This window comes from Ruegeria sp. C10, from assembly GCF_056537805.1.
Genome location: NZ_JBQFSC010000001.1, coordinates 836,149 through 856,926 on the forward strand (window position 1 = coordinate 836,149; position 20,778 = coordinate 856,926).

Consider the following 20,778-nt stretch of genomic DNA (forward strand, 5'->3'; position numbering starts at 1 on the left):
CTATCTGTCCTAAGTAGACCTGCGGAATAAAGCGTGCGATTCGTCGTGCGCTTTATTTTGTTTCGTCCAAGACGGTGGGTGGGTCCATCTGGCCCCTTAATTCCCTGCCTGAGACGGGTAAGACCAAAGAATTCTGAGGGTCACGATCCTCGGGCGCATTTTGGCCAATCCCGTAACAACGGACCTGAACGCCGGAGCGAAAGCTGCGGCAAATATGAGCCGGGGTGAGATATCGCCCCTAACTTGGAGAGAACTGTGGATAGAGCCCAGAAAGAGAAAGTGGTCGAGGAACTCGGCCAAATCTTCGAAAGCTCTGGCGTCGTAGTGGTTTCGCACTACGCCGGTCTGACAGTTGCCGAGATGCAGGACCTTCGCGCACGTGCTCGTGACGCGGGTGGTGCCGTGCGTGTTGCCAAGAACAGGCTCGCCAAAATCGCCCTTGAGGGTAAGCCGTGTGAAAGCATGGCCGACCTGCTGACAGGGATGACCGTTCTGACCTATTCCGAGGACCCCGTGGCAGCTGCCAAGGTGGCCGAGGACTTCGCCAAGGATAACAAGAATTTTGAGATCCTCGGCGGTGCAATGGGCGAGAACGCTCTGGACCGCAAAGGCGTTGAAGCCGTTTCGAAAATGCCGTCTCGCGAGGAGCTTATTGCTTCGATCGTGGGCTGCATTGGCGCACCTGCTTCGAACATCGCCGGCGCGATTGGCGCACCTGCAAGCAACATCGCAAGCATCCTTTCCACCATCGAAGAGAAGGCGGAAGCTGCGTAAGCGGTTGGCACTGAATGATCTGCGTAGGGGGACCACCCTGACGTTGGAACACACACTGTAAAACGGAAAGAGCTAATACAATGGCTGATCTGAAAGCACTCGCAGAAAGCATCGTGGGTCTGACCCTGCTGGAAGCACAAGAACTGAAAACCATCCTCAAAGACGAATACGGCATCGAGCCCGCAGCTGGCGGCGCCGTAATGGTTGCAGCCGGTGGCGACGCCGGTGGCGCAGCTGAGGAAGAAAAAACCGAATTCGACGTCGTTCTGAAGAACGCCGGCGCTTCGAAAATCAACGTGATCAAAGAAGTTCGCGGCATCACTGGTCTGGGCCTGAAAGAAGCCAAAGAGCTGGTCGAAGCTGGCGGCAAGATCAAAGAAGGCGTGTCGAAAGACGAAGCCGAAGAAGTCAAAGGCAAGCTGGAAGCAGCTGGCGCCGAAGTCGAGCTGGCCTAAGCCAACCGACAGGTGCATCGCTGATGCGCCGCAAAATTTGGCTGGGTCCGGAGAAATCCGGGTCCAGCCGAACCTGTCTTAGAAAGGGCCTCATTGTCTGGGGCGTTTTCTAAGACACGGTTTTCGGATCGGGAGGCCACCTTCGGGACGGTGGTCACGAATTGATCCGGACGTGTCGTCTCGATTGTGCAAGATGCCGGGGCCCGACGGTGTCTTTGCCCGCTGAGAACATCGAAAGGTGACATCTGACATGGCTCAAACGTTCCTTGGCCAGAAACGTCTTCGTAAATATTACGGCAAAATCCGCGAAGTGCTGGAGATGCCGAACCTCATTGAGGTGCAGAAATCTTCTTATGATCTTTTCCTGCGCTCCGGCGATGCAGAACAGCCCACAGACGGCGAAGGCATCAAAGGCGTGTTCCAGTCGGTTTTCCCGATCAAGGATTTCAACGAAACCTCCGTGCTGGAGTTCGTGAAATACGATCTGGAAAAACCCAAATACGACGTCGAAGAGTGTATGCAGCGCGACATGACCTACAGCGCGCCGCTCAAGGTCACTCTGCGTCTGATCGTGTTTGATGTCGATGAGGACACCGGCGCGAAATCGGTCAAAGACATCAAAGAACAGGACGTGTTCATGGGCGACATGCCCCTGATGACGCCGAATGGTACCTTCATCGTGAACGGCACCGAGCGTGTGATCGTGTCCCAGATGCACCGCTCGCCCGGTGTGTTCTTTGACCACGACAAGGGCAAAACCCATTCCTCGGGCAAACTGCTTTTTGCCTGCCGCATCATCCCGTATCGCGGCAGCTGGCTGGACTTCGAGTTCGACGCCAAGGACATCGTCTTCGCCCGAATCGACCGTCGCCGCAAACTGCCTGTGACCACCCTGCTGTACGCGCTGGGTCTGGATCAGGAAGCGATCATGGACGCGTATTACAACACCGTGTCCTACAAGCTGGACAAGAAGAAAGGCTGGGTCACGCCCTTCTTCCCCGAGCGTGTGCGCGGTACCCGTCCGACATATGATCTGATCGACGCGAAATCGGGCGAAGTGATTGCCGAAGCGGGCAAGAAAGTCACCCCGCGCGCGGTCAAGAAGCTGATCGACGAAGGTGCTGTTACCGACCTGCTGGTGCCCTTCGACAACATCGTCGGCAAGTATGTCGCCAAGGACATCATCAACGAAGAAAACGGCGCGATCTATGTCGAAGCCGGTGATGAGCTGACCCTGGAGTATGATAAAGACGGCGACCTGATCGGCGGCACCGTCAAGGACCTGATGGATGCGGGCATCACCGACATCCCGGTTCTGGACATCGACAACGTCAACGTTGGCCCCTACATGCGCAACACCATGGCTCAGGACAAGAACCTGAACCGTGAAAGCGCGCTGATGGACATCTACCGCGTCATGCGTCCGGGCGAGCCTCCCACCGTCGAGGCTGCGTCGGCTCTGTTCGACACCTTGTTCTTCGACAGCGAGCGCTATGACCTGTCCGCCGTTGGTCGTGTGAAGATGAACATGCGTCTGGCTTTGGACGCGCCGGACACCCTGCGCACCCTGCGTCGCGAAGACATCGTGGCCTGCATCAAGGCGCTGGTTGAGCTGCGTGATGGCAAAGGCGACGTGGACGATATCGACCACCTCGGCAACCGCCGTGTGCGTTCGGTCGGTGAACTGATGGAAAACCAGTACCGCGTCGGTCTGCTGCGCATGGAGCGCGCGATCAAAGAGCGCATGTCGTCGGTCGAAATCGACACCGTCATGCCGCAGGACCTGATCAACGCGAAACCGGCTGCGGCTGCTGTTCGTGAATTCTTTGGCTCGTCGCAGCTGTCGCAGTTCATGGACCAGACCAACCCGCTTTCGGAAGTCACCCACAAACGCCGTCTCTCGGCGCTTGGCCCGGGTGGTCTGACGCGTGAGCGTGCGGGCTTTGAGGTGCGCGACGTACACCCGACCCACTATGGTCGGATGTGCCCGATTGAAACGCCCGAAGGTCCGAACATTGGTCTGATCAACTCGCTGGCCACCTTTGCCCGCGTGAACAAGTATGGTTTCATCGAAACACCCTACCGCGTCGTCAAAGACGCCGAGGTGACCGATGAGGTACACTACATGTCCGCGACCGAAGAAATGCGTCACACCGTGGCGCAGGCGAACGCGACGCTGGATGCCGATGGTAAGTTCATCAACGATCTGGTTTCGACCCGTCAGGCCGGTGACTACACCCTCGCCCCGCGCGAGAATGTGGACCTGATCGACGTGTCGCCGAAACAGCTGGTCTCGGTTGCTGCATCGTTGATCCCGTTCCTTGAAAATGACGACGCCAACCGCGCTCTGATGGGCTCGAACATGCAACGTCAGGCGGTTCCGCTGCTGCGCGCCGAAGCGCCGCTGGTCGGTACCGGGATCGAGGAAAAGGTTGCGATCGACTCGGGCGCTGCGATTCAGGCGAAACGCGCCGGTATCATTGACCAGGTCGATGCCCAGCGTATCGTTATTCGCGCCACCGAGGATTTGGAACTGGGCGACGCTGGCGTTGACATCTATCGTCTGCGCAAATTCCAGCGGTCGAACCAGAACACCTGCATCAACCAGCGTCCGCTGATCAAGGTGGGTGACACCGTCCAAAAGGGCGAAGTCATTGCCGACGGTCCGTCGACCGATATGGGTGAACTGGCGCTTGGTAAGAACGTGGTCGTCGCGTTCATGCCGTGGAACGGTTACAACTACGAAGACTCGATCCTGATCTCGGAACGTATCGCGCGTGATGACGTCTTTACCTCGGTCCATATCGAGGAATTCGAAGTCGCCGCCCGTGACACCAAGCTGGGCCCGGAAGAGATCACCCGCGACATCCCGAACGTCGGTGAAGAAGCGCTGCGCAACCTCGACGAGGCAGGCATCGTTTACATCGGTGCGGATGTTGAGCCGGGCGATATTCTGGTCGGCAAGATCACTCCGAAGGGCGAAAGCCCGATGACCCCGGAAGAAAAGCTGCTGCGCGCCATCTTTGGTGAAAAAGCATCTGACGTGCGCGACACCTCGCTACGCGTGAAGCCGGGTGACTACGGTACGGTCGTTGAGGTCCGCGTCTTCAACCGTCACGGCGTCGAGAAAGACGAGCGTGCGCTGCAGATCGAGCGTGAGGAAGTCGAACGTCTGGCCCGTGACCGGGACGACGAGCTGGCGATTCTTGACCGCAACATCTACGCGCGTCTGCAAGGTCTGATCCTGGGTAAAACCGCTGTCAAAGGCCCGAAAGGCGTCAAGGCAGGGTCGGTGATCACCGAGGATCTGCTGGAAACCCTGACCCGCGGTCAGTGGTGGCAGTTGGCGCTGGAAGGCGAGCAGGATGCACAGATCGTTGAAGCTCTGAACGAGCAATACGAAGTGCAAAAGCGTGCTCTGGACGCCCGTTTCGAGGACAAGGTCGAGAAAGTCCGTCGTGGCGACGACCTGCCGCCGGGTGTGATGAAGATGGTCAAAGTCTTCATCGCCGTGAAGCGTAAGCTGCAGCCGGGCGACAAGATGGCCGGTCGTCACGGGAACAAAGGTGTTATCTCCAAGGTTGTTCCGATGGAAGACATGCCGTTCCTGGCCGATGGTACTCCGGTTGACTTCTGTCTGAACCCGCTGGGTGTGCCTTCGCGTATGAACGTCGGTCAGATCCTTGAAACCCACATGGGTTGGGCCGCGCGCGGTCTGGGTCTGAACATCGACGACGCTCTGGGTGAATACCGCCGGTCCGGCGATCTGACCCCGGTTCGCGAAGCGATGAAGCTGGCTTATGGCGAGGATGTCTACGAAGAAGGCATCACCGGTCTGGACGAGGATGGCCTGATCGAGGCTGCGGGCAACGTGACCCGTGGTGTTCCGATCGCTACTCCGGTCTTCGACGGTGCCAAAGAAGCAGACGTCAACGACGCGCTGGTGCGTGCGGGCTTCTCGGAAAGCGGTCAGTCGGTTCTGTTCGACGGTCGCACCGGTGAGCAATTCGCGCGCCCGGTCACCGTGGGCATCAAGTACCTGCTGAAATTGCACCACCTGGTGGACGACAAGATCCACGCGCGTTCGACCGGGCCGTACAGCCTGGTTACCCAGCAGCCGCTGGGTGGTAAGGCGCAGTTCGGTGGTCAGCGCTTTGGTGAGATGGAGGTCTGGGCTCTGGAAGCTTACGGCGCCGCCTACACCCTGCAGGAGATGCTCACCGTGAAATCGGATGACGTCGCCGGTCGGACCAAGGTCTATGAGTCGATCGTCAAGGGCGAGGATAACTTTGAAGCGGGCGTACCGGAATCGTTCAACGTTCTGGTTAAAGAAGTCCGTGGCCTCGGCCTGAATATGGAACTCCTGGATGCGGAGGTTGAGGAGTAAGGGCCTCGGCCCTTCCTCCCGTCCCCCCTTCCGCAAAATTTGAGGTATCAAAATGAACCAGGAAATCACCAACAACCCGTTCAACCCGCTGACACCGCCGAAAGTCTTTGACGAGATCAAGGTTTCGCTGGCCAGCCCTGAACGGATCCTGTCTTGGTCCTATGGTGAGATCAAGAAACCCGAAACCATCAACTACCGGACGTTCAAGCCCGAGCGTGACGGTCTGTTCTGCGCGCGTATCTTTGGCCCGATCAAAGATTACGAATGTCTATGCGGTAAATATAAGCGGATGAAATATCGCGGCGTTGTCTGCGAGAAATGCGGTGTGGAAGTCACCCTGCAGAAAGTCCGCCGCGAGCGTATGGGCCACATCGAACTGGCCGCGCCCGTCGCACACATCTGGTTCCTGAAATCGCTGCCGTCCCGCATCGGTCTGATGCTGGACATGACGCTGCGCGATCTGGAACGCGTTCTGTACTTTGAAAACTACGTCGTCATCGAGCCCGGTCTGACCGACCTGACCTACGGCCAGATGCTGACCGAAGAAGAGTACATGGATGCGCAGGATGCCTATGGCATGGATGCGTTCACCGCGAATATCGGTGCCGAAGCCATCCGTGAGATGCTGGCCCAGATCGATCTGGAAGCCGAAGCCGAGCAGCTGCGCGCTGATCTGGCCGAAGCAACCGGCGAGTTGAAGCCCAAAAAGATCATCAAGCGTCTGAAGGTTGTCGAATCCTTCCTCGAGTCGGGCAACCGGCCTGAGTGGATGGTCATGACCGTGATCCCGGTCATTCCGCCGGAACTGCGTCCGCTGGTTCCGCTGGATGGTGGCCGGTTCGCGACCTCGGATCTGAACGATCTGTATCGCCGCGTCATCAACCGGAACAACCGTCTGAAGCGTCTGATCGAGCTGCGCGCGCCTGACATCATCGTCCGCAACGAAAAGCGGATGCTGCAGGAATCCGTGGACGCTCTGTTCGACAACGGCCGTCGTGGCCGCGTGATCACCGGCGCCAACAAGCGTCCGCTGAAATCGCTGTCGGACATGCTGAAAGGCAAGCAGGGCCGCTTCCGTCAGAACCTTCTTGGTAAGCGCGTCGACTTCTCGGGCCGTTCGGTCATCGTGACCGGTCCGGAACTCAAACTGCACCAGTGTGGTCTGCCCAAGAAGATGGCGTTGGAGCTGTTCAAGCCGTTCATCTACTCGCGCCTTGAAGCCAAGGGTCTGTCTTCGACTGTTAAGCAAGCGAAGAAACTGGTCGAGAAAGAACGTCCCGAAGTGTGGGATATCCTCGACGAGGTGATCCGCGAACATCCTGTCATGCTGAACCGTGCGCCGACGCTGCACCGTCTTGGCATTCAGGCGTTCGAGCCGGTTCTGATCGAAGGTAAAGCCATCCAGCTGCACCCGCTGGTCTGCTCGGCCTTTAACGCCGACTTCGACGGGGACCAGATGGCCGTTCACGTCCCGCTAAGCCTTGAGGCGCAGCTGGAAGCGCGTGTTCTGATGATGTCGACGAACAACGTTCTGTCGCCTGCAAACGGTGCACCGATCATCGTTCCGTCGCAGGATATGATCCTGGGTCTGTACTATGTGACCCTCGAACGCGAAGGCATGCCGGGCGAAGGCAAGGTCTTCGGTTCGATCGAAGAAGTTCAGCACGCGCTGGACGCCGGTGAGGTGCATCTGCACTCGAAAATCACCGCGCGGATCACGCAGATCGACGACGAAGGCAACGAAGTTCAGAAGCGCTATGAAACCACTCCGGGCCGTCTGCGTCTGGGTGCATTGCTGCCGATGAACAACAAAGCCCCGTTCGAGCTGGTCAACCGCCTGCTGCGGAAGAAAGAAGTGCAGCAGGTGATCGACACCGTCTACCGTTACTGCGGTCAGAAAGAGTCGGTTATCTTCTGTGACCAGATCATGTCGATGGGCTTCAAAGAAGCGTTCAAGGCGGGCATCTCGTTCGGTAAGGACGACATGGTCATCCCGGATGACAAGTGGGGCATCGTTGATGACACCCGCGGTCAGGTGAAGGACTTTGAACAGCAGTACATGGACGGCCTGATCACTCAGGGCGAAAAGTACAACAAAGTTGTTGATGCCTGGTCGAAGTGTAACGACCGCGTCACCGAAGCGATGATGAGCACCATCTCTGACGTTGCCAAGGCCGAAGACGGGTCGGATCAGGAGCCGAACTCGGTCTACATGATGGCCCACTCCGGTGCGCGTGGCTCGGTCACTCAGATGAAACAGCTGGGCGGTATGCGCGGCCTGATGGCCAAGCCGAACGGTGACATCATCGAGACGCCGATTATCTCGAACTTTAAAGAAGGTCTGACCGTTCTCGAGTACTTCAACTCGACCCACGGTGCCCGTAAGGGTCTGTCGGATACCGCTCTGAAGACGGCGAACTCGGGTTACCTGACCCGTCGTCTGGTAGACGTCGCACAGGACTGCATCGTTCGCGAGATCGACTGTGGTACTGAGCGTGCGATCACAGCCGAAGCCGCCGTGAATGACGGTGAGGTTGTTGCCTCGCTGGCCGAACGTGTGCTGGGTCGTGTGGCGGCTGACGATGTTCTGCGTCCGGGCACGGATGAGGTGATCGTGGCCGCTGGTCAGTTGATCGACGAACGCATGGCGGACACCATTGACGAAGCTGGTGTTGCGTCGATGCGCATCCGCTCGCCTCTGACCTGTGAGTCCGAGGAAGGCGTCTGCGCCACCTGCTACGGTCGTGACCTTGCACGCGGCACCATGGTGAACACAGGTGAGGCTGTCGGCATCATCGCCGCGCAGTCCATTGGTGAACCCGGTACGCAGCTGACGATGCGTACTTTCCACATCGGTGGTGTTGCGCAAGGTGGTCAGCAGTCGTTCCAGGAAGCCAGCCAGGAAGGCGTCGTTTCCTTCGAGAACCCGCAGATTCTGGTCAATGCCGCAGGCGAAAGCCTCGTTATGGGCCGGAACATGAAGCTGGTGATCAGCGACGAACACGGCGAAGAGCGTGCCAGCCACAAGCTGGGCTATGGCTCCAAGCTGTTCGTCAAGGACGGCACCAAGGTTGCTCGTGGCGACAAGCTGTTCGAATGGGACCCCTACACCCTGCCGATCATCGCCGAGAAAGCCGGTACCGCGAAATATGTCGACCTTGTTTCGGGCCTTGCGGTCCGGGATGAGACCGACGATGCAACCGGCATGACCCAGAAGATCGTGATCGACTGGCGCGCGGCCCCCAAAGGCAGCGACCTCAAGCCCGAGATCATTCTGGTCGGTGAAGATGGCGAGCCGGTCCGCAACGATGCGGGCAACCCGGTTCACTATCCGATGTCGGTGGATGCGATCCTGTCCGTCGAAGATGGTCAGACCATCGAAGCCGGTGACGTTGTTGCGCGTATCCCGCGTGAAGGCGCCAAGACCAAGGACATCACCGGTGGTCTGCCACGTGTGGCCGAACTGTTCGAAGCCCGTCGTCCGAAAGATCACGCGATCATCGCAGAAGCCGATGGTTACGTGCGCTTTGGCCGCGACTACAAGAACAAGCGCCGCATCAGCATCGAACCGGCTGACGAGTCCATGGAGACCATCGAATACATGGTACCCAAGGGCAAGCACATCCCGGTCGCCGAAGGGGACTTCATCCAGAAGGGTGAATACCTGATGGACGGTAACCCGGCTCCGCATGACATCCTGTCCATCATGGGTGTCGAAGCGCTGGCGGATTACATGATCGACGAAGTGCAGGACGTCTATCGCTTGCAGGGCGTGAAGATCAATGACAAGCACATCGAAGTCATCGTGCGCCAGATGCTGCAGAAGTGGGAGATCCTGGATTCAGGCGACACCACCCTGCTGAAAGGCGAACATGTCGACAAGCAAGAGTTCGACGCAGCCAACGAGAAGACTATCTCGCGTGGCGGTCGTCCGGCTCAGGGTGAGCCGATCCTTCTGGGGATCACCAAAGCTTCGCTGCAGACGCGTTCGTTCATCTCGGCGGCGTCGTTCCAGGAAACCACCCGCGTGCTGACCGAAGCCTCGGTTCAGGGCAAGAAAGACAAGCTGGTTGGCCTGAAAGAGAACGTAATCGTTGGTCGTCTGATCCCCGCCGGGACCGGTGGGGCCACTCAGGCCGTCCGCCACATCGCGCAGTCGCGTGACAACGTGGTTATCGAAGCGCGCCGGGAAGAGGCCGAAGCAGCCGCTGCTCTGGCCGCTCCGACCTTCGACGACGACATGGTCGGTGATGAGCTGGACGTTCTGGTGGAAACACCGGAAAGCCGCGAATAGGCACCCTCAATAACTAAGAAAGGCCCCGCGATTTCGCGGGGCCTTTCTTGTTGTGAGCGCTCCGAGGCGAACTCTCACAAAGATAGTTACTAATGTGACCCGGTTTGTGGCATGCTTTCGTCAACAGAGGAGGGGGCCGCAATGACAACCCGTCAAACGCATGGGCGAAAGCGACTGTATGACAGTATTTTGGACACCGTCGGAGACACGCCAAGCATACGAATAAACAGGATCGCGCCCTCAAACGTGACGGTTTACGTAAAATTCGAAGCGTTTAACCCGGCCAGTTCTGTCAAAGATCGCCTTGCCCTCAACATCATCGAAGCGGCAGAACGCGACGGTAGCTTAAAACCCGGTCAGACAGTAGTTGAGGCGACCTCGGGGAATACCGGTATCGGGCTGGCGATGGTCTGCGCGGCCAAAGGCTATCCCTTGGTTGTGACGATGGCCGACAGTTTCTCGGTCGAGCGGCGCAAGCTGATGAGGTTTTTGGGGGCAAAAGTTGTCCTGACACCGCGCGCGCAAAAGGGGTTCGGCATGTATACAAAAGCCAAGGAATTGGCCGAGCAGAACGGCTGGTTCCTGGCCAGCCAGTTCGAAACCGCAGCCAATGCCGATATTCACGAAAATACCACCGCGAGGGAAATCTTGGGTGATTTTGACGGGCAGAATCTGGATTATTGGGTTACGGGCTATGGCACTGGTGGGACCGTCTCGGGCGTGGCCCGGGCTCTTAGAAAAGCGCGCCCTGAGACCAAGATCATCCTGACAGAGCCTGCCAACGCAGCCATTGTGTCGTCAGGATATGTGAACACGCGCAATGAAATACACCAGCCGACCGAGAGCCATCCGAACTTCGAGCCGCATCCGATCCAAGGCTGGACGCCTGATTTCATTCCGTGGGTTCTGCAGGAGGCCATTGATAACTCGTACTATGATGAGTTGATTCCCGTTCCCGGTAGCGACGGTATTGCATGGTCGCGCCGTTTGGCCGCGGAAGAGGGGATTTTTACCGGTATTTCTGGTGGCTCGACCTTTGCGGTCGCGATGAAACTGGCCGAGACTGCTCCGGAAGGTTCCGTCATGTTGGTAATGTTGCCAGATACGGGCGAGCGTTACCTTTCGACGCCATTGTTTGATGGCGTAGAAGAAGAGATGACGGATGATGAGATCGAGATCTCGAAATCTACGCCTTCCGCCCAGATGACAGATTGAAACGACTGAAAAGTCGACAGTTTGTGTAGCTCGTCGGAACTATTACTGTAGGATTGTCAGGCGCAAATTGACTTCGTGATCGATTGAACAGTTAGTACGACGATATATTGAAGACCGGGTGTTGATTAAATGAGTCCTAACGTTAAAGGCGCGCTGCTGATGATGGGCAGCATGGCGGCCTTTACCGTCAATGATGCGTTGGTGAAAGTGGTGGGGCAAGATCTGCCTCTGTTCCAACTTGTGACCATGCGCGGAGTTTTGGCGACAGTTCTTGTGTTGATAATGGCCCGTTATCTTGGGGCGCTTCACCTGAATTTTCCCCTCCATGACAAATGGCTTATCGCATTACGGTGCCTGGCAGAGTTGGCGGCGACCATCTTCTTTTTAACGGCTCTGATGCACATGCCGCTTGCCAACGTTACGGCAGTTCTACAGGCGTTGCCGCTGACCGTGACTTTGGGTGCTGCCTTATTCTTCGGTGAAGTAATTGGATGGAGACGTATTGCTGCAATTGCGCTTGGGTTCGTCGGTATGTTGTTGATCGTTCGGCCCGGTCCTGAAGGATTCAGCATCTATGCGATTTACGCATTGATTGCGGTTGCTTCCGTTACAGTTCGCGATTTGATCACCCGCCGAATGTCAGCTGAAGTACCTTCTATGGTGGTAACACTGGCGACATCCCTCACTATCACATTGGCAGCGATCATCGTCTCCACGTTTGAAGGATGGGTGCCGGTCTCGACCGCATCTGGAGCGATGATCGCCAGCGCTGCGGTCTTTGTTCTGATAGGCTATCTGTTCAGTGTCATGGTGATGCGCGTGGGCGAGGTCGGTTTTGTTGCGCCATTTCGCTATTCCAGCCTGCTTTGGGCACTGGGACTGGGGTGGGCTGTGTTTGGTGACTGGCCGGACGCGATCACAATGCTGGGTGGTGCATTGGTAGTTGGGGCAGGGATGTTCACTCTGTTTCGCGAACGGTCGCGTCAAGCGGAGAAGTGAGGCAAACGTACGAAACCGGGGTTTAGCGCGAAACGCGTGGCAAAATCGGTCTCGATTTCGGGCGTGATCGGCGCAAGCTGCGCCTTCTGCTTTTCAGCGCGCGGCGAGTCGTTGGAGTTGTTCAATGTCCTGATCCACATCGGGCGATCAGGATAACTGACCACTGGCATGAAACGCCCGATCCGGTTGTGGGTAAAACTTATGATCGTGTGGGCGCACCCGCCCGCGATAAGCATGCCCAAGCCCACCCCAAGCAAAGATTTGTAGACTTGTGCCGCCCGAACCCCATTCGGCCCAAAGCTGGCCTGGTATCCGTTGTTGAAATCGAGGCCTATGGCCTGATTTTTTCCAATCAGCCCGGCAACATCATCGGCGGACTCGCGCAGTCTTTCGATGAAATCAATCGAAATGCTGTCGTCGTCATCATGGCGAAATTGAAGACAGGGCCGGTCCGGGTTTGAACGCGCTTCCTGAAGGATTCGTTTCATGACCTGCCGGTGTTTATGGCTTGGTTCGACGGGTCTTTGGACAATTCGTACCTGCTTGATGTCAGCGGTAAGGTCCTTAAGCCGGTCGAGCGCCTTTCGCGGCAGACAGTCCCCAACAACGACCAGAAGCTGATAGTCCCCATCTGTCTGCGTGCGAAAGCTGGGCAACGTCACAGATTCGAACAAGCGGAACCGCTCTTCCAGACGAGCAGGGTTGTAGAGATGGGCGCGCCGATCTGCGACCGTGTCATGTTCGATCTGGAAATCGCCCAGAGCAGGGAATGAAAATCGGCACAGGCCAAAGACTTGCATGGGGCATCCAATGGTTTGCAGGGCATGTTCACTATGCATCCGGTGCCGAAGTGCTGCAATGTGTCGGCGCAGTGGGAATCTCCATTAGTTCCTGATAGACGGCCGGAGCTCTTATGTACAACACGCCTTTCCCGCTGGGCTGTTGACACTTGGGCCGACTCCCCTTAATACGCGCGACATCTCGGTACCGGGGGCCGCCCCATAACCGATTTCAGTAATGAACTGGTCAAGGCCCGGACACTTTTATCGTTCGCGCCCTCTGATAACAAACCGCGACGTTCACCTCGGAATGGGAACGCTCGCGGGTTTTGCGCTTGTGGACGCATGAGTGCAGCGAATTTAACCGCACGCAGCGCGCGTGCATGTCATGTGTGTTGCAAAACGGGGAAGAAACCGGAATGCCAACTATTCAACAGCTGATCCGCAAACCGCGGCAGCCCAAAGTAAAACGCTCGAAGTCCATGCACCTGGAGCAGTGCCCGCAGAAGCGCGGCGTCTGCACCCGCGTGTACACCACCACACCGAAGAAGCCGAACTCGGCTATGCGTAAGGTTGCCAAGGTGCGCTTGACCAACGGGTTCGAGGTCATCTCGTACATCCCGGGTGAAAGCCACAACCTGCAGGAACACTCGGTTGTTCTGATCCGTGGCGGCCGTGTAAAAGACCTTCCCGGTGTGCGTTACCACATCCTGCGCGGTGTTCTGGATACTCAGGGCGTCAAAGATCGTAAGCAACGTCGTTCGAAATACGGCGCGAAGCGTCCCAAGTAAGAAGGAGAGGCTGATATGTCACGTCGTCACGCCGCCGAAAAACGCGAAGTACTGCCTGACGCCAAATTTGGCGACAAGGTACTGACCAAATTCATGAACAACCTGATGATCGACGGCAAGAAGTCGGTCGCAGAGCGCATCGTTTACAACGCGTTTGACCGCGTTGAGAACAAGGTAAAGCGCGCTCCTGTCGAAGTGTTCCACGAAGCGCTCGACAACATCAAACCGTCGGTCGAGGTTCGCTCGCGCCGGGTTGGTGGTGCAACCTATCAGGTTCCGGTCGAAGTGCGCCCTGAGCGCCGCGAAGCACTGGCCATCCGCTGGCTGATCACTGCTGCGCGCGGCCGCAACGAAAACACCATGGAAGAGCGCCTTGCAGGCGAGCTGCTGGACGCCGTTCAGTCCCGCGGTACTGCCGTCAAGAAACGCGAAGACACCCACAAGATGGCCGAGGCGAACAAAGCCTTCAGCCATTATCGTTGGTAATCCGAGAGGCTTAGACCAATGGCACGCGAATATCCGCTCGAACTGTACCGTAACTTCGGTATCATGGCGCACATCGACGCAGGTAAGACCACCTGCTCGGAGCGTATCCTGTATTACACTGGTAAATCCCACAACATCGGTGAGGTGCACGATGGTGCAGCCACCATGGACTGGATGGAGCAGGAGCAGGAACGCGGCATCACCATCACTTCGGCTGCGACCACCACTTTCTGGGAACGCACCGAGGACGGTCAGACCGCAGAAACTCCTAAGCACCGCCTGAACATCATCGACACCCCCGGCCACGTTGACTTCACCATCGAAGTTGAGCGTTCGCTGGCGGTTCTCGACGGTGCTGTCTGCGTTCTGGACGCAAACGCCGGTGTTGAGCCCCAGACCGAAACCGTGTGGCGTCAGGCTGACCGCTACAAGGTTCCGCGTATGGTTTTCGTCAACAAAATGGACAAGATCGGCGCTGACTTCTTCAACTGCGTCAACATGATCGAAGACCGCACCGGCGCACGCGCTGTTCCGGTTGGTATTCCGATCGGTGCCGAGTCCGAGCTGGAAGGCCTGATCGACCTGGTCACCATGGAAGAGTGGCTGTGGCAGGGCGAAGATCTGGGCGCAAGCTGGATCAAAGCTCCTATCCGCGACAGCCTGAAAGACATGGCTGACGAATGGCGCGGCAAGATGATCGAAGCGGCCGTCGAAATGGACGACGACGCGATGATGGAATACCTGGAAGGCAATGAGCCCGACGTTCCGACCCTGCGCGCCCTGCTGCGCAAAGGTACTCTGGAAATCGCGTTCGTTCCGGTTCTGGGTGGTTCGGCGTTCAAGAACAAAGGCGTACAGCCGCTCCTCAACGCTGTGATCGACTATCTGCCCAGCCCGCTGGACGTTGTTGATTACATGGGCTTCAAACCCGGCGACGAGGAAGAAGTTCGTGACATCGCCCGTCGTGCAGACGACGACATGGCCTTCTCGGGTCTGGCGTTCAAAATCATGAACGACCCCTTCGTTGGCTCGCTGACCTTCACCCGGATCTACTCGGGCACCATGAACAAGGGTGACTCGATCCTGAACTCGACCAAAGGTAAGAAAGAGCGCATCGGTCGTATGATGATGATGCACTCGAACAACCGGGAAGAGATCGAAGAAGCGTTTGCAGGCGACATCATCGCGCTGGCGGGTCTGAAAGACACCACCACCGGCGACACTCTGTGTGACGCGAAGGATCCGGTGGTTCTGGAAACCATGACCTTCCCCGACCCGGTGATCGAAATCGCGGTCGAGCCCAAAACCAAGGGCGACCAAGAGAAGATGTCCCAGGGTCTGGCCCGTCTGGCCGCCGAAGACCCGTCCTTCCGCGTGGAAACCGACCTGGAGTCGGGTCAGACCATCATGAAGGGCATGGGCGAACTTCACCTGGACATCCTGGTTGACCGTCTGAAGCGCGAGTTCAAGGTTGAAGCGAACATCGGTGCACCTCAGGTGGCCTATCGCGAAACCATCTCGATGCCGGTCGAGCACACCTACACCCACAAGAAACAGTCGGGTGGTTCGGGTCAGTTCGCGGAAGTCAAGCTGGAGATCCAGCCGACCGAAGCAGGCGAAGGCTATTCGTTCGAAAGCCGCATCGTTGGTGGTGCCGTTCCGAAGGAATACATCCCCGGTGTTGAAAAAGGCATCAACTCGGTCATGGATAGCGGCCCGCTGGCCGGCTTTCCCGTGATCGACTTCAAGGTTGCCCTGCTGGACGGTAAGTTCCACGACGTTGACTCGAGCGTTCTGGCGTTCGAAATCGCATCGCGGATGTGTATGCGCGAAGGCATGCGCAAAGCTGGCGCGAAACTGCTGGAACCGATCATGAAGGTCGAAGTGATCACCCCGGAAGAATATACCGGCGGTATCATCGGCGACCTGACCTCGCGTCGTGGCCAGGTGTCTGGTCAGGAACCGCGCGGCAACGCAATCGCGATCGACGCGTTTGTTCCGCTGGCCAACATGTTCGGCTACATCAACACTCTGCGTTCGATGTCGTCGGGCCGTGCCCAGTTCACCATGCAGTTCGATCACTACGATCCGGTCCCGCAGAACATCTCGGACGAGATTCAGGCGAAATACGCATAAGCGAAGATTTGAGGGAGCGCGGCTAACGCGCTCCCTTCATTACCGAAAAAGGAGGCCATCATGGCAAAGGAAAAGTTTGAGCGTAATAAGCCGCACGTCAACATCGGCACGATTGGCCACGTTGACCACGGCAAGACCACGCTGACCGCAGCAATCACCAAGTATTTCGGTGACTTCAAAGCGTATGACCAGATTGACGGCGCGCCTGAAGAAAAAGCACGTGGCATCACCATCTCGACCGCCCACGTGGAGTACGAGACCGACAACCGCCACTATGCGCACGTCGACTGCCCCGGCCACGCCGACTACGTCAAGAACATGATCACCGGTGCCGCTCAGATGGACGGCGCGATCTTGGTTGTGAACGCAGCTGACGGCCCGATGCCGCAGACCCGCGAGCACATCCTGCTGGGCCGCCAGGTTGGCATCCCGAAGATGGTCGTGTTCATGAACAAAGTTGACCAGGTTGACGACGAAGAGCTGCTGGAACTGGTTGAGATGGAAGTTCGCGAACTGCTGTCCAGCTATGAATACCCCGGCGACGATATTCCGATCATCGCAGGTTCGGCTCTGGCGGCGATGGAAGGCAACAACCCGGAAATCGGCGAAGAGAAGATCAAGGAACTGATGGCGGCTGTTGATGACTACATCGACACCCCTGAGCGTGAAGTCGACAAGCCGTTCCTGATGCCGGTTGAAGACGTGTTCTCGATCTCGGGCCGTGGTACCGTTGTGACCGGCCGTGTTGAGCGTGGCGTGATCAATGTTGGCGACGAGATCGAAATCGTCGGCATCCGTGACACTCAGAAAACCACCTGTACCGGTGTTGAAATGTTCCGCAAGCTGCTGGATCGCGGTGAAGCGGGCGACAACATCGGCGCCCTGCTGCGCGGTATCGACCGTGACGGCGTTGAGCGTGGCCAGGTTCTGTGTAAGCCGGGTTCGGTTACACCGCACACCAAGTTCGAAGCCGAAGCCTACATCCTGACCAAGGAAGAAGGCGGTCGTCATACTCCGTTCTTCGCGAACTACCGTCCGCAGTTCTACTTCCGTACAACTGACGTGACCGGCACCGTGACCCTGGCGGCTGGCACCGAGATGGTTATGCCCGGCGACAACGTCGGCTTCACCGTCGAGCTGATCGCCCCGATCGCGATGGAAGACGGCCTGCGCTTTGCGATCCGCGAAGGCGGCCGCACCGTCGGCGCCGGCGTCGTCTCGAAAATCATCGAGTAATTCGCGTAAGCGAATATACAAAGAAAGGGCGTCCCTCGGGGCGCCCTTTTTCGTTTTTGCCTAAGCCAACAGTAATGCTAACTTCTTTCGTATTGAGACATTGCAATTAGAAAGAGGTCATAAGATGCACTTTTGGGCGCGTTCAGTTTGTCTTGTCGCAGCGGTTGCTTTCTCATCTACCTCTGCGTCCTCACAACAGATCGCGGATCGGATCTATTTGGGCGGACCAATTGTAACGATGAACGATACGGCTCCGTCCGCCGAAGCTGTCGCAGTCAAAGACGGGCGCATTCTTGCGGTTGGGTCGCTATCTGACTTGTCGGTGCATCAGGGTGAGGAAACCGAAACCTATGATCTGGAAGGGCGCGCGATGCTTCCGGGCTTCGTTGATAGCCACGGACATGTCGTCATGGGCGGCCTGCAAGCCCTGTCCGCTAACCTCCTTGCGCCACCGGACGGGGATGTCATTGATATCGCCAGTCTGCAATCCACGCTGACTGACTGGGCCGAGGAGAATGCGCAAGCCGTTGAGCAGGTCAAAATGATCATCGGCTTTGGTTACGACAATGCTCAATTAAGGGAACTCCGTCACCCAACACGACAAGAGCTGGACATTGTGTCTGAGGACTTGCCGGTCGTCATTATTCATCAGTCTGGGCATATAGGTGTCGCAAACTCGAAAGCTTTGGAATTGGCTGGTATAACGGCGGCTTCCGAAGCACCTCCGGGCGGGGTGATCCAACGCGATGAGGCCGGAGAGCCAAACGGTGTTCTGGAGGAGTACGCGTTCTTTTCGGTTCTCGTGCCGATGCTGGGGAATTTGGGTGAGGAAGGTCTGGCAGCATTTGCCCGAGCTGGGACCGAACTCTGGGCAAAGTTTGGATATACGACCGGACAAGAAGGTCGATCTTCAGGTGAAATCGTCGAAGTTCTTAAGAAAGTTGCCGCAGAAGAAGGGCTTCCTATCGACGTTGTAGCGTTTCCGGATGTTCTCGAGTCGAGGGAGTATATCGGAGCAAACACCTCGGCGGATTATGACAACCGGGTTCGGGTAGGGGGCTGCAAGCTGACAATTGACGGTTCGCCGCAGGGCTTCACGGCTTTGCGGGATCGACCCTACTATGATCCGGTTGGAAACTATGCCGCCGGGTACGCAGGTTATGCCGCCATAACCATGGAACAACTCCAGGACGCTGTGAACTGGTGTTACGAGAATGATTTCCAGATCCTTGTGCATTCCAACGGCGAAGGAGCATCTGACATGCTGATTGCTGCGCTCGAAGAGGCGCAGATCAAGTATGGCGACCCTGGCAACCGGCCCGTTCTGGTGCACGGTCAGTTTCTAAGAGAGGATCAGGTTGCCAGTTTTAAGCGCCTTGGTGTGTTTCTGTCGTTATTCCCGATGCATACGTTTTATTGGGGCGATTGGCACCGAGATCATACTGTTGGGCCGGTCAATGCAGACAATATCTCTCCTACAGGATGGCTACGCGAACGTGACATGATGTTCGGCACGCATCACGATGCGCCGGTGGCCTTTCCAGATAGCATGCGTGTTCTTGCGGCTACGGTCACGCGTCGCACGCGGTCAGGTGACATTCTGGGGCCGAATCAGAGGGTCGATGTCATGACGGCATTGAAGGCAATGACGATCTGGCCTGCATGGCAGCATTTTGAGGAAGATGAGAAGGGCTCGATTGAGGTCGGCAAAGTGGCGGATTTTGTGATCCTGTCGGATGATCCCACGGCAGTCGATCCGGAGACTCTGGCTGAACTTGAGGTGCTGGTGACTGTCAAAGGGGATGAGGTTGTCTATGAAGCTGAGGAGGGCGTCAGAGAGGGCAATTTGCAATTCTCGCCATTTTCAAATGACCCTGTGATTGCTCATCTTTTCCTGCACGCGGTTTATCAAGGCATGAAGGTAGAAGATCCTTGGTTAGTGAGGAATTAGGTTAAGTTTTGATTGAAACAGACCGAAAATGGAGCCGAGGTGGACATGCGTATCGTTCGGCGTTGAGCTAATGGCACCGATCGCGATGGAAAACGGTCTGCGCTTCGCGATCCGCGAAGTCGGCGGCACCGTCGGCGCCGGTGTAGTATCGAAAATCATCGAGAAAGGCGCGCTTGTCGCACCTGGTTGCGGCAGGCGATTTTCCATGGAAAAATCTGCCGAGAGCAACTCAGTGAGGAAATCAAGAAGGCCGTCCCTCGGGGCGGCCTTTTTCTTGTAATCAGCTTCTGAAGTTGAAATAGATTTTTGTATGGCGAGTAGAGATCAGCTTTATGCAAAGTTCGGAATTACTGCGGAAGCGGCACAGCTATTCGAGACTGCGCTCGGAACTGTTGTGTTGGCGAGCAAGGGACATAACAACAATTGGTACAGCGAACAGGACCCAAATGCGGCCGCAAGGGCTCTAGAAGTTATTGAATGCAGCACGTTGGGCAGAGTCCTGGAAATGCTAAAACAAGAATTGCGGTTTGAAGACGATCTAATCATCAAACAGTTCAAACGAGGCTTGGTCGCAAGAAACAAACTTTTTTCACGGGTTTTTTGAGCGTCATAACTTTAAGATTCAGTCCGAAGTGGGGCGGGATGATATGGTCGCTGACTTAGAAGAGTTGCATGAAGAGCTTTTTCAGTGCTGGAGGGTGGCTGATAGTCTCGCGAGTGCGCTTGCGGAAGAACTCATCACTGAAGAGCAGATTAAGAAGCACACTTCAGGTGAAAGTCCAATCAAATAGGCCTTGCCAAATCCCACCAACCCCACTAATACGCGCGAGTTCTCATCAAGAACATCAAGGCGGGATGATTCCCGCCTTTTGGGTTCGAAGAGGGTTGGCGATGCGCGTCTGTCCTCCTCTCAACCTCAACGCCTGATAAAAGGCTGTATCTATGCAAAGCCAAAACATCCGTATTCGGCTGAAGGCATTTGACTATCGCGTTCTGGATGCCAGCACGCAAGAGATCGTCAACACTGCCAAGCGGACCGGCGCGAACGTGCGCGGCCCGATCCCGCTGCCGAACAAGATTGAGAAGTTCACGGTTCTCCGTGGCCCTCACGTTGACAAGAAATCCCGCGACCAGTTCGAGATCCGTACGCACAAGCGTCTCTTGGACATCGTTGATCCGACCCCCCAGACCGTTGACGCGCTGATGAAGCTCGACCTCGCTGCTGGTGTGGACGTCGAGATCAAGCTGCAGTCGTAAGATCGGAGGGTATAGATT

Annotated in this window: 13 protein-coding genes and 1 pseudogene; 13 read left to right on the top strand and 1 reads right to left on the bottom strand. The window is 56.9% G+C overall.

From position 1 onward, the window contains the following. Positions 1-255: 255 nt before the first annotated feature. The 6 genes from rplJ (at position 256) to ACR0DE_RS03880 (ending at position 12,124) form a co-directional block, all read left to right on the top strand. Positions 256-774, top strand: coding sequence for a 50S ribosomal protein L10 (rplJ, locus tag ACR0DE_RS03855; RefSeq protein WP_170406495.1), 519 nt, complete (start codon positions 256-258; stop codon positions 772-774). Positions 775-854: 80 nt separating this feature from the next. Next, positions 855-1,229, top strand: coding sequence for a 50S ribosomal protein L7/L12 (gene rplL / locus ACR0DE_RS03860; RefSeq protein ID WP_010441182.1), 375 nt, complete (start codon positions 855-857; stop codon positions 1,227-1,229). A gap of 250 nt (positions 1,230-1,479) precedes the next feature. Further along, on the top strand, positions 1,480-5,616 hold the full coding sequence (rpoB, locus tag ACR0DE_RS03865; RefSeq protein ID WP_170562470.1) for a DNA-directed RNA polymerase subunit beta: 4,137 nt from the start codon (positions 1,480-1,482) through the stop codon (positions 5,614-5,616). Positions 5,617-5,668: 52 nt separating this feature from the next. Next, positions 5,669-9,910 carry a DNA-directed RNA polymerase subunit beta' gene (gene rpoC / locus ACR0DE_RS03870; RefSeq protein WP_170406489.1) on the top strand — a complete coding sequence of 1,414 codons (4,242 nt, stop codon included), beginning with the start codon at positions 5,669-5,671 and terminating at the stop codon, positions 9,908-9,910. Positions 9,911-10,051: 141 nt separating this feature from the next. Next, complete coding sequence (locus ACR0DE_RS03875) at positions 10,052-11,125, top strand: PLP-dependent cysteine synthase family protein (RefSeq protein ID WP_480751946.1); 1,074 nt, start codon at positions 10,052-10,054, stop codon at positions 11,123-11,125. 129 nt (positions 11,126-11,254) lie between these two features. Then, positions 11,255-12,124 carry a DMT family transporter gene (locus tag ACR0DE_RS03880; protein WP_170398562.1) on the top strand — a complete coding sequence of 290 codons (870 nt, stop codon included), beginning with the start codon at positions 11,255-11,257 and terminating at the stop codon, positions 12,122-12,124. On the opposite strand, the gene ACR0DE_RS03885 is transcribed toward ACR0DE_RS03880, so the two are convergent. Next, positions 12,109-12,924: a glycosyltransferase gene (locus tag ACR0DE_RS03885; RefSeq protein ID WP_170611177.1), complete on the bottom strand. Its 816-nt coding sequence runs from the start codon at positions 12,922-12,924 to the stop codon at positions 12,109-12,111. The genes ACR0DE_RS03880 and ACR0DE_RS03885 overlap by 16 nt on opposite strands. Positions 12,925-13,322: 398 nt before the next feature. Between ACR0DE_RS03885 and rpsL the strand changes: the two genes are divergently transcribed. From rpsL to rpsJ, 7 genes and pseudogenes are all read left to right on the top strand, one after another. Then, positions 13,323-13,694: a 30S ribosomal protein S12 gene (gene rpsL / locus ACR0DE_RS03890; protein WP_005621086.1), complete on the top strand. Its 372-nt coding sequence runs from the start codon at positions 13,323-13,325 to the stop codon at positions 13,692-13,694. Positions 13,695-13,709: 15 nt separating this feature from the next. After that, complete coding sequence (gene rpsG, locus ACR0DE_RS03895) at positions 13,710-14,180, top strand: 30S ribosomal protein S7 (protein WP_010441203.1); 471 nt, start codon at positions 13,710-13,712, stop codon at positions 14,178-14,180. An 18-nt stretch (positions 14,181-14,198) separates the two neighbouring features. Continuing rightward, positions 14,199-16,316, top strand: a complete 2,118-nt coding sequence (gene fusA, locus ACR0DE_RS03900) for an elongation factor G (protein ID WP_170328783.1) — start codon at positions 14,199-14,201, stop codon at positions 16,314-16,316. Positions 16,317-16,376: 60 nt separating this feature from the next. Then, positions 16,377-17,552: an elongation factor Tu gene (gene tuf / locus ACR0DE_RS03905; protein ID WP_010441214.1), complete on the top strand. Its 1,176-nt coding sequence runs from the start codon at positions 16,377-16,379 to the stop codon at positions 17,550-17,552. Positions 17,553-17,790: 238 nt separating this feature from the next. Beyond that, the gene (locus ACR0DE_RS03910; RefSeq protein WP_480751949.1) at positions 17,791-19,503 is read left to right on the top strand and encodes an amidohydrolase; all 1,713 of its coding nucleotides are present in this window, start codon (positions 17,791-17,793) and stop codon (positions 19,501-19,503) included. A gap of 49 nt (positions 19,504-19,552) precedes the next feature. Then, positions 19,553-19,666, top strand: a pseudogene (locus tag ACR0DE_RS03915) (EF-Tu C-terminal domain-related protein); the annotation flags it as partial. Positions 19,667-20,445: 779 nt separating this feature from the next. Further along, the gene (rpsJ, locus tag ACR0DE_RS03920) at positions 20,446-20,760 is read left to right on the top strand and encodes a 30S ribosomal protein S10 (protein ID WP_008756422.1); all 315 of its coding nucleotides are present in this window, start codon (positions 20,446-20,448) and stop codon (positions 20,758-20,760) included. Positions 20,761-20,778: the final 18 nt, after the last annotated feature.

Excerpts from the sequence above, each read along its gene's own strand:
- ACR0DE_RS03910 (WP_480751949.1), top strand. The coding sequence starts at position 17,791 with ATGAACGATACGGCTCCGTCCGCCGAAGCTGTCGCAGTCAAAGACGGG.
- ACR0DE_RS03875 (WP_480751946.1), top strand. The coding sequence starts at position 10,052 with ATGACAACCCGTCAAACGCATGGGCGAAAGCGACTGTATGACAGTATT.
- ACR0DE_RS03885 (WP_170611177.1), bottom strand. The coding sequence starts at position 12,924 with ATGCAAGTCTTTGGCCTGTGCCGATTTTCATTCCCTGCTCTGGGCGAT.
- rplL (WP_010441182.1), top strand. The coding sequence starts at position 855 with ATGGCTGATCTGAAAGCACTCGCAGAAAGCATCGTGGGTCTGACCCTG.
- rpoB (WP_170562470.1), top strand. The coding sequence starts at position 1,480 with ATGGCTCAAACGTTCCTTGGCCAGAAACGTCTTCGTAAATATTACGGC.
- tuf (WP_010441214.1), top strand. The coding sequence starts at position 16,377 with ATGGCAAAGGAAAAGTTTGAGCGTAATAAGCCGCACGTCAACATCGGC.
- fusA (WP_170328783.1), top strand. The coding sequence starts at position 14,199 with ATGGCACGCGAATATCCGCTCGAACTGTACCGTAACTTCGGTATCATG.
- rpoC (WP_170406489.1), top strand. The coding sequence starts at position 5,669 with ATGAACCAGGAAATCACCAACAACCCGTTCAACCCGCTGACACCGCCG.
- rpsL (WP_005621086.1), top strand. The coding sequence starts at position 13,323 with ATGCCAACTATTCAACAGCTGATCCGCAAACCGCGGCAGCCCAAAGTA.
- rpsG (WP_010441203.1), top strand. The coding sequence starts at position 13,710 with ATGTCACGTCGTCACGCCGCCGAAAAACGCGAAGTACTGCCTGACGCC.
- rpsJ (WP_008756422.1), top strand. The coding sequence starts at position 20,446 with ATGCAAAGCCAAAACATCCGTATTCGGCTGAAGGCATTTGACTATCGC.
- ACR0DE_RS03880 (WP_170398562.1), top strand. The coding sequence starts at position 11,255 with ATGAGTCCTAACGTTAAAGGCGCGCTGCTGATGATGGGCAGCATGGCG.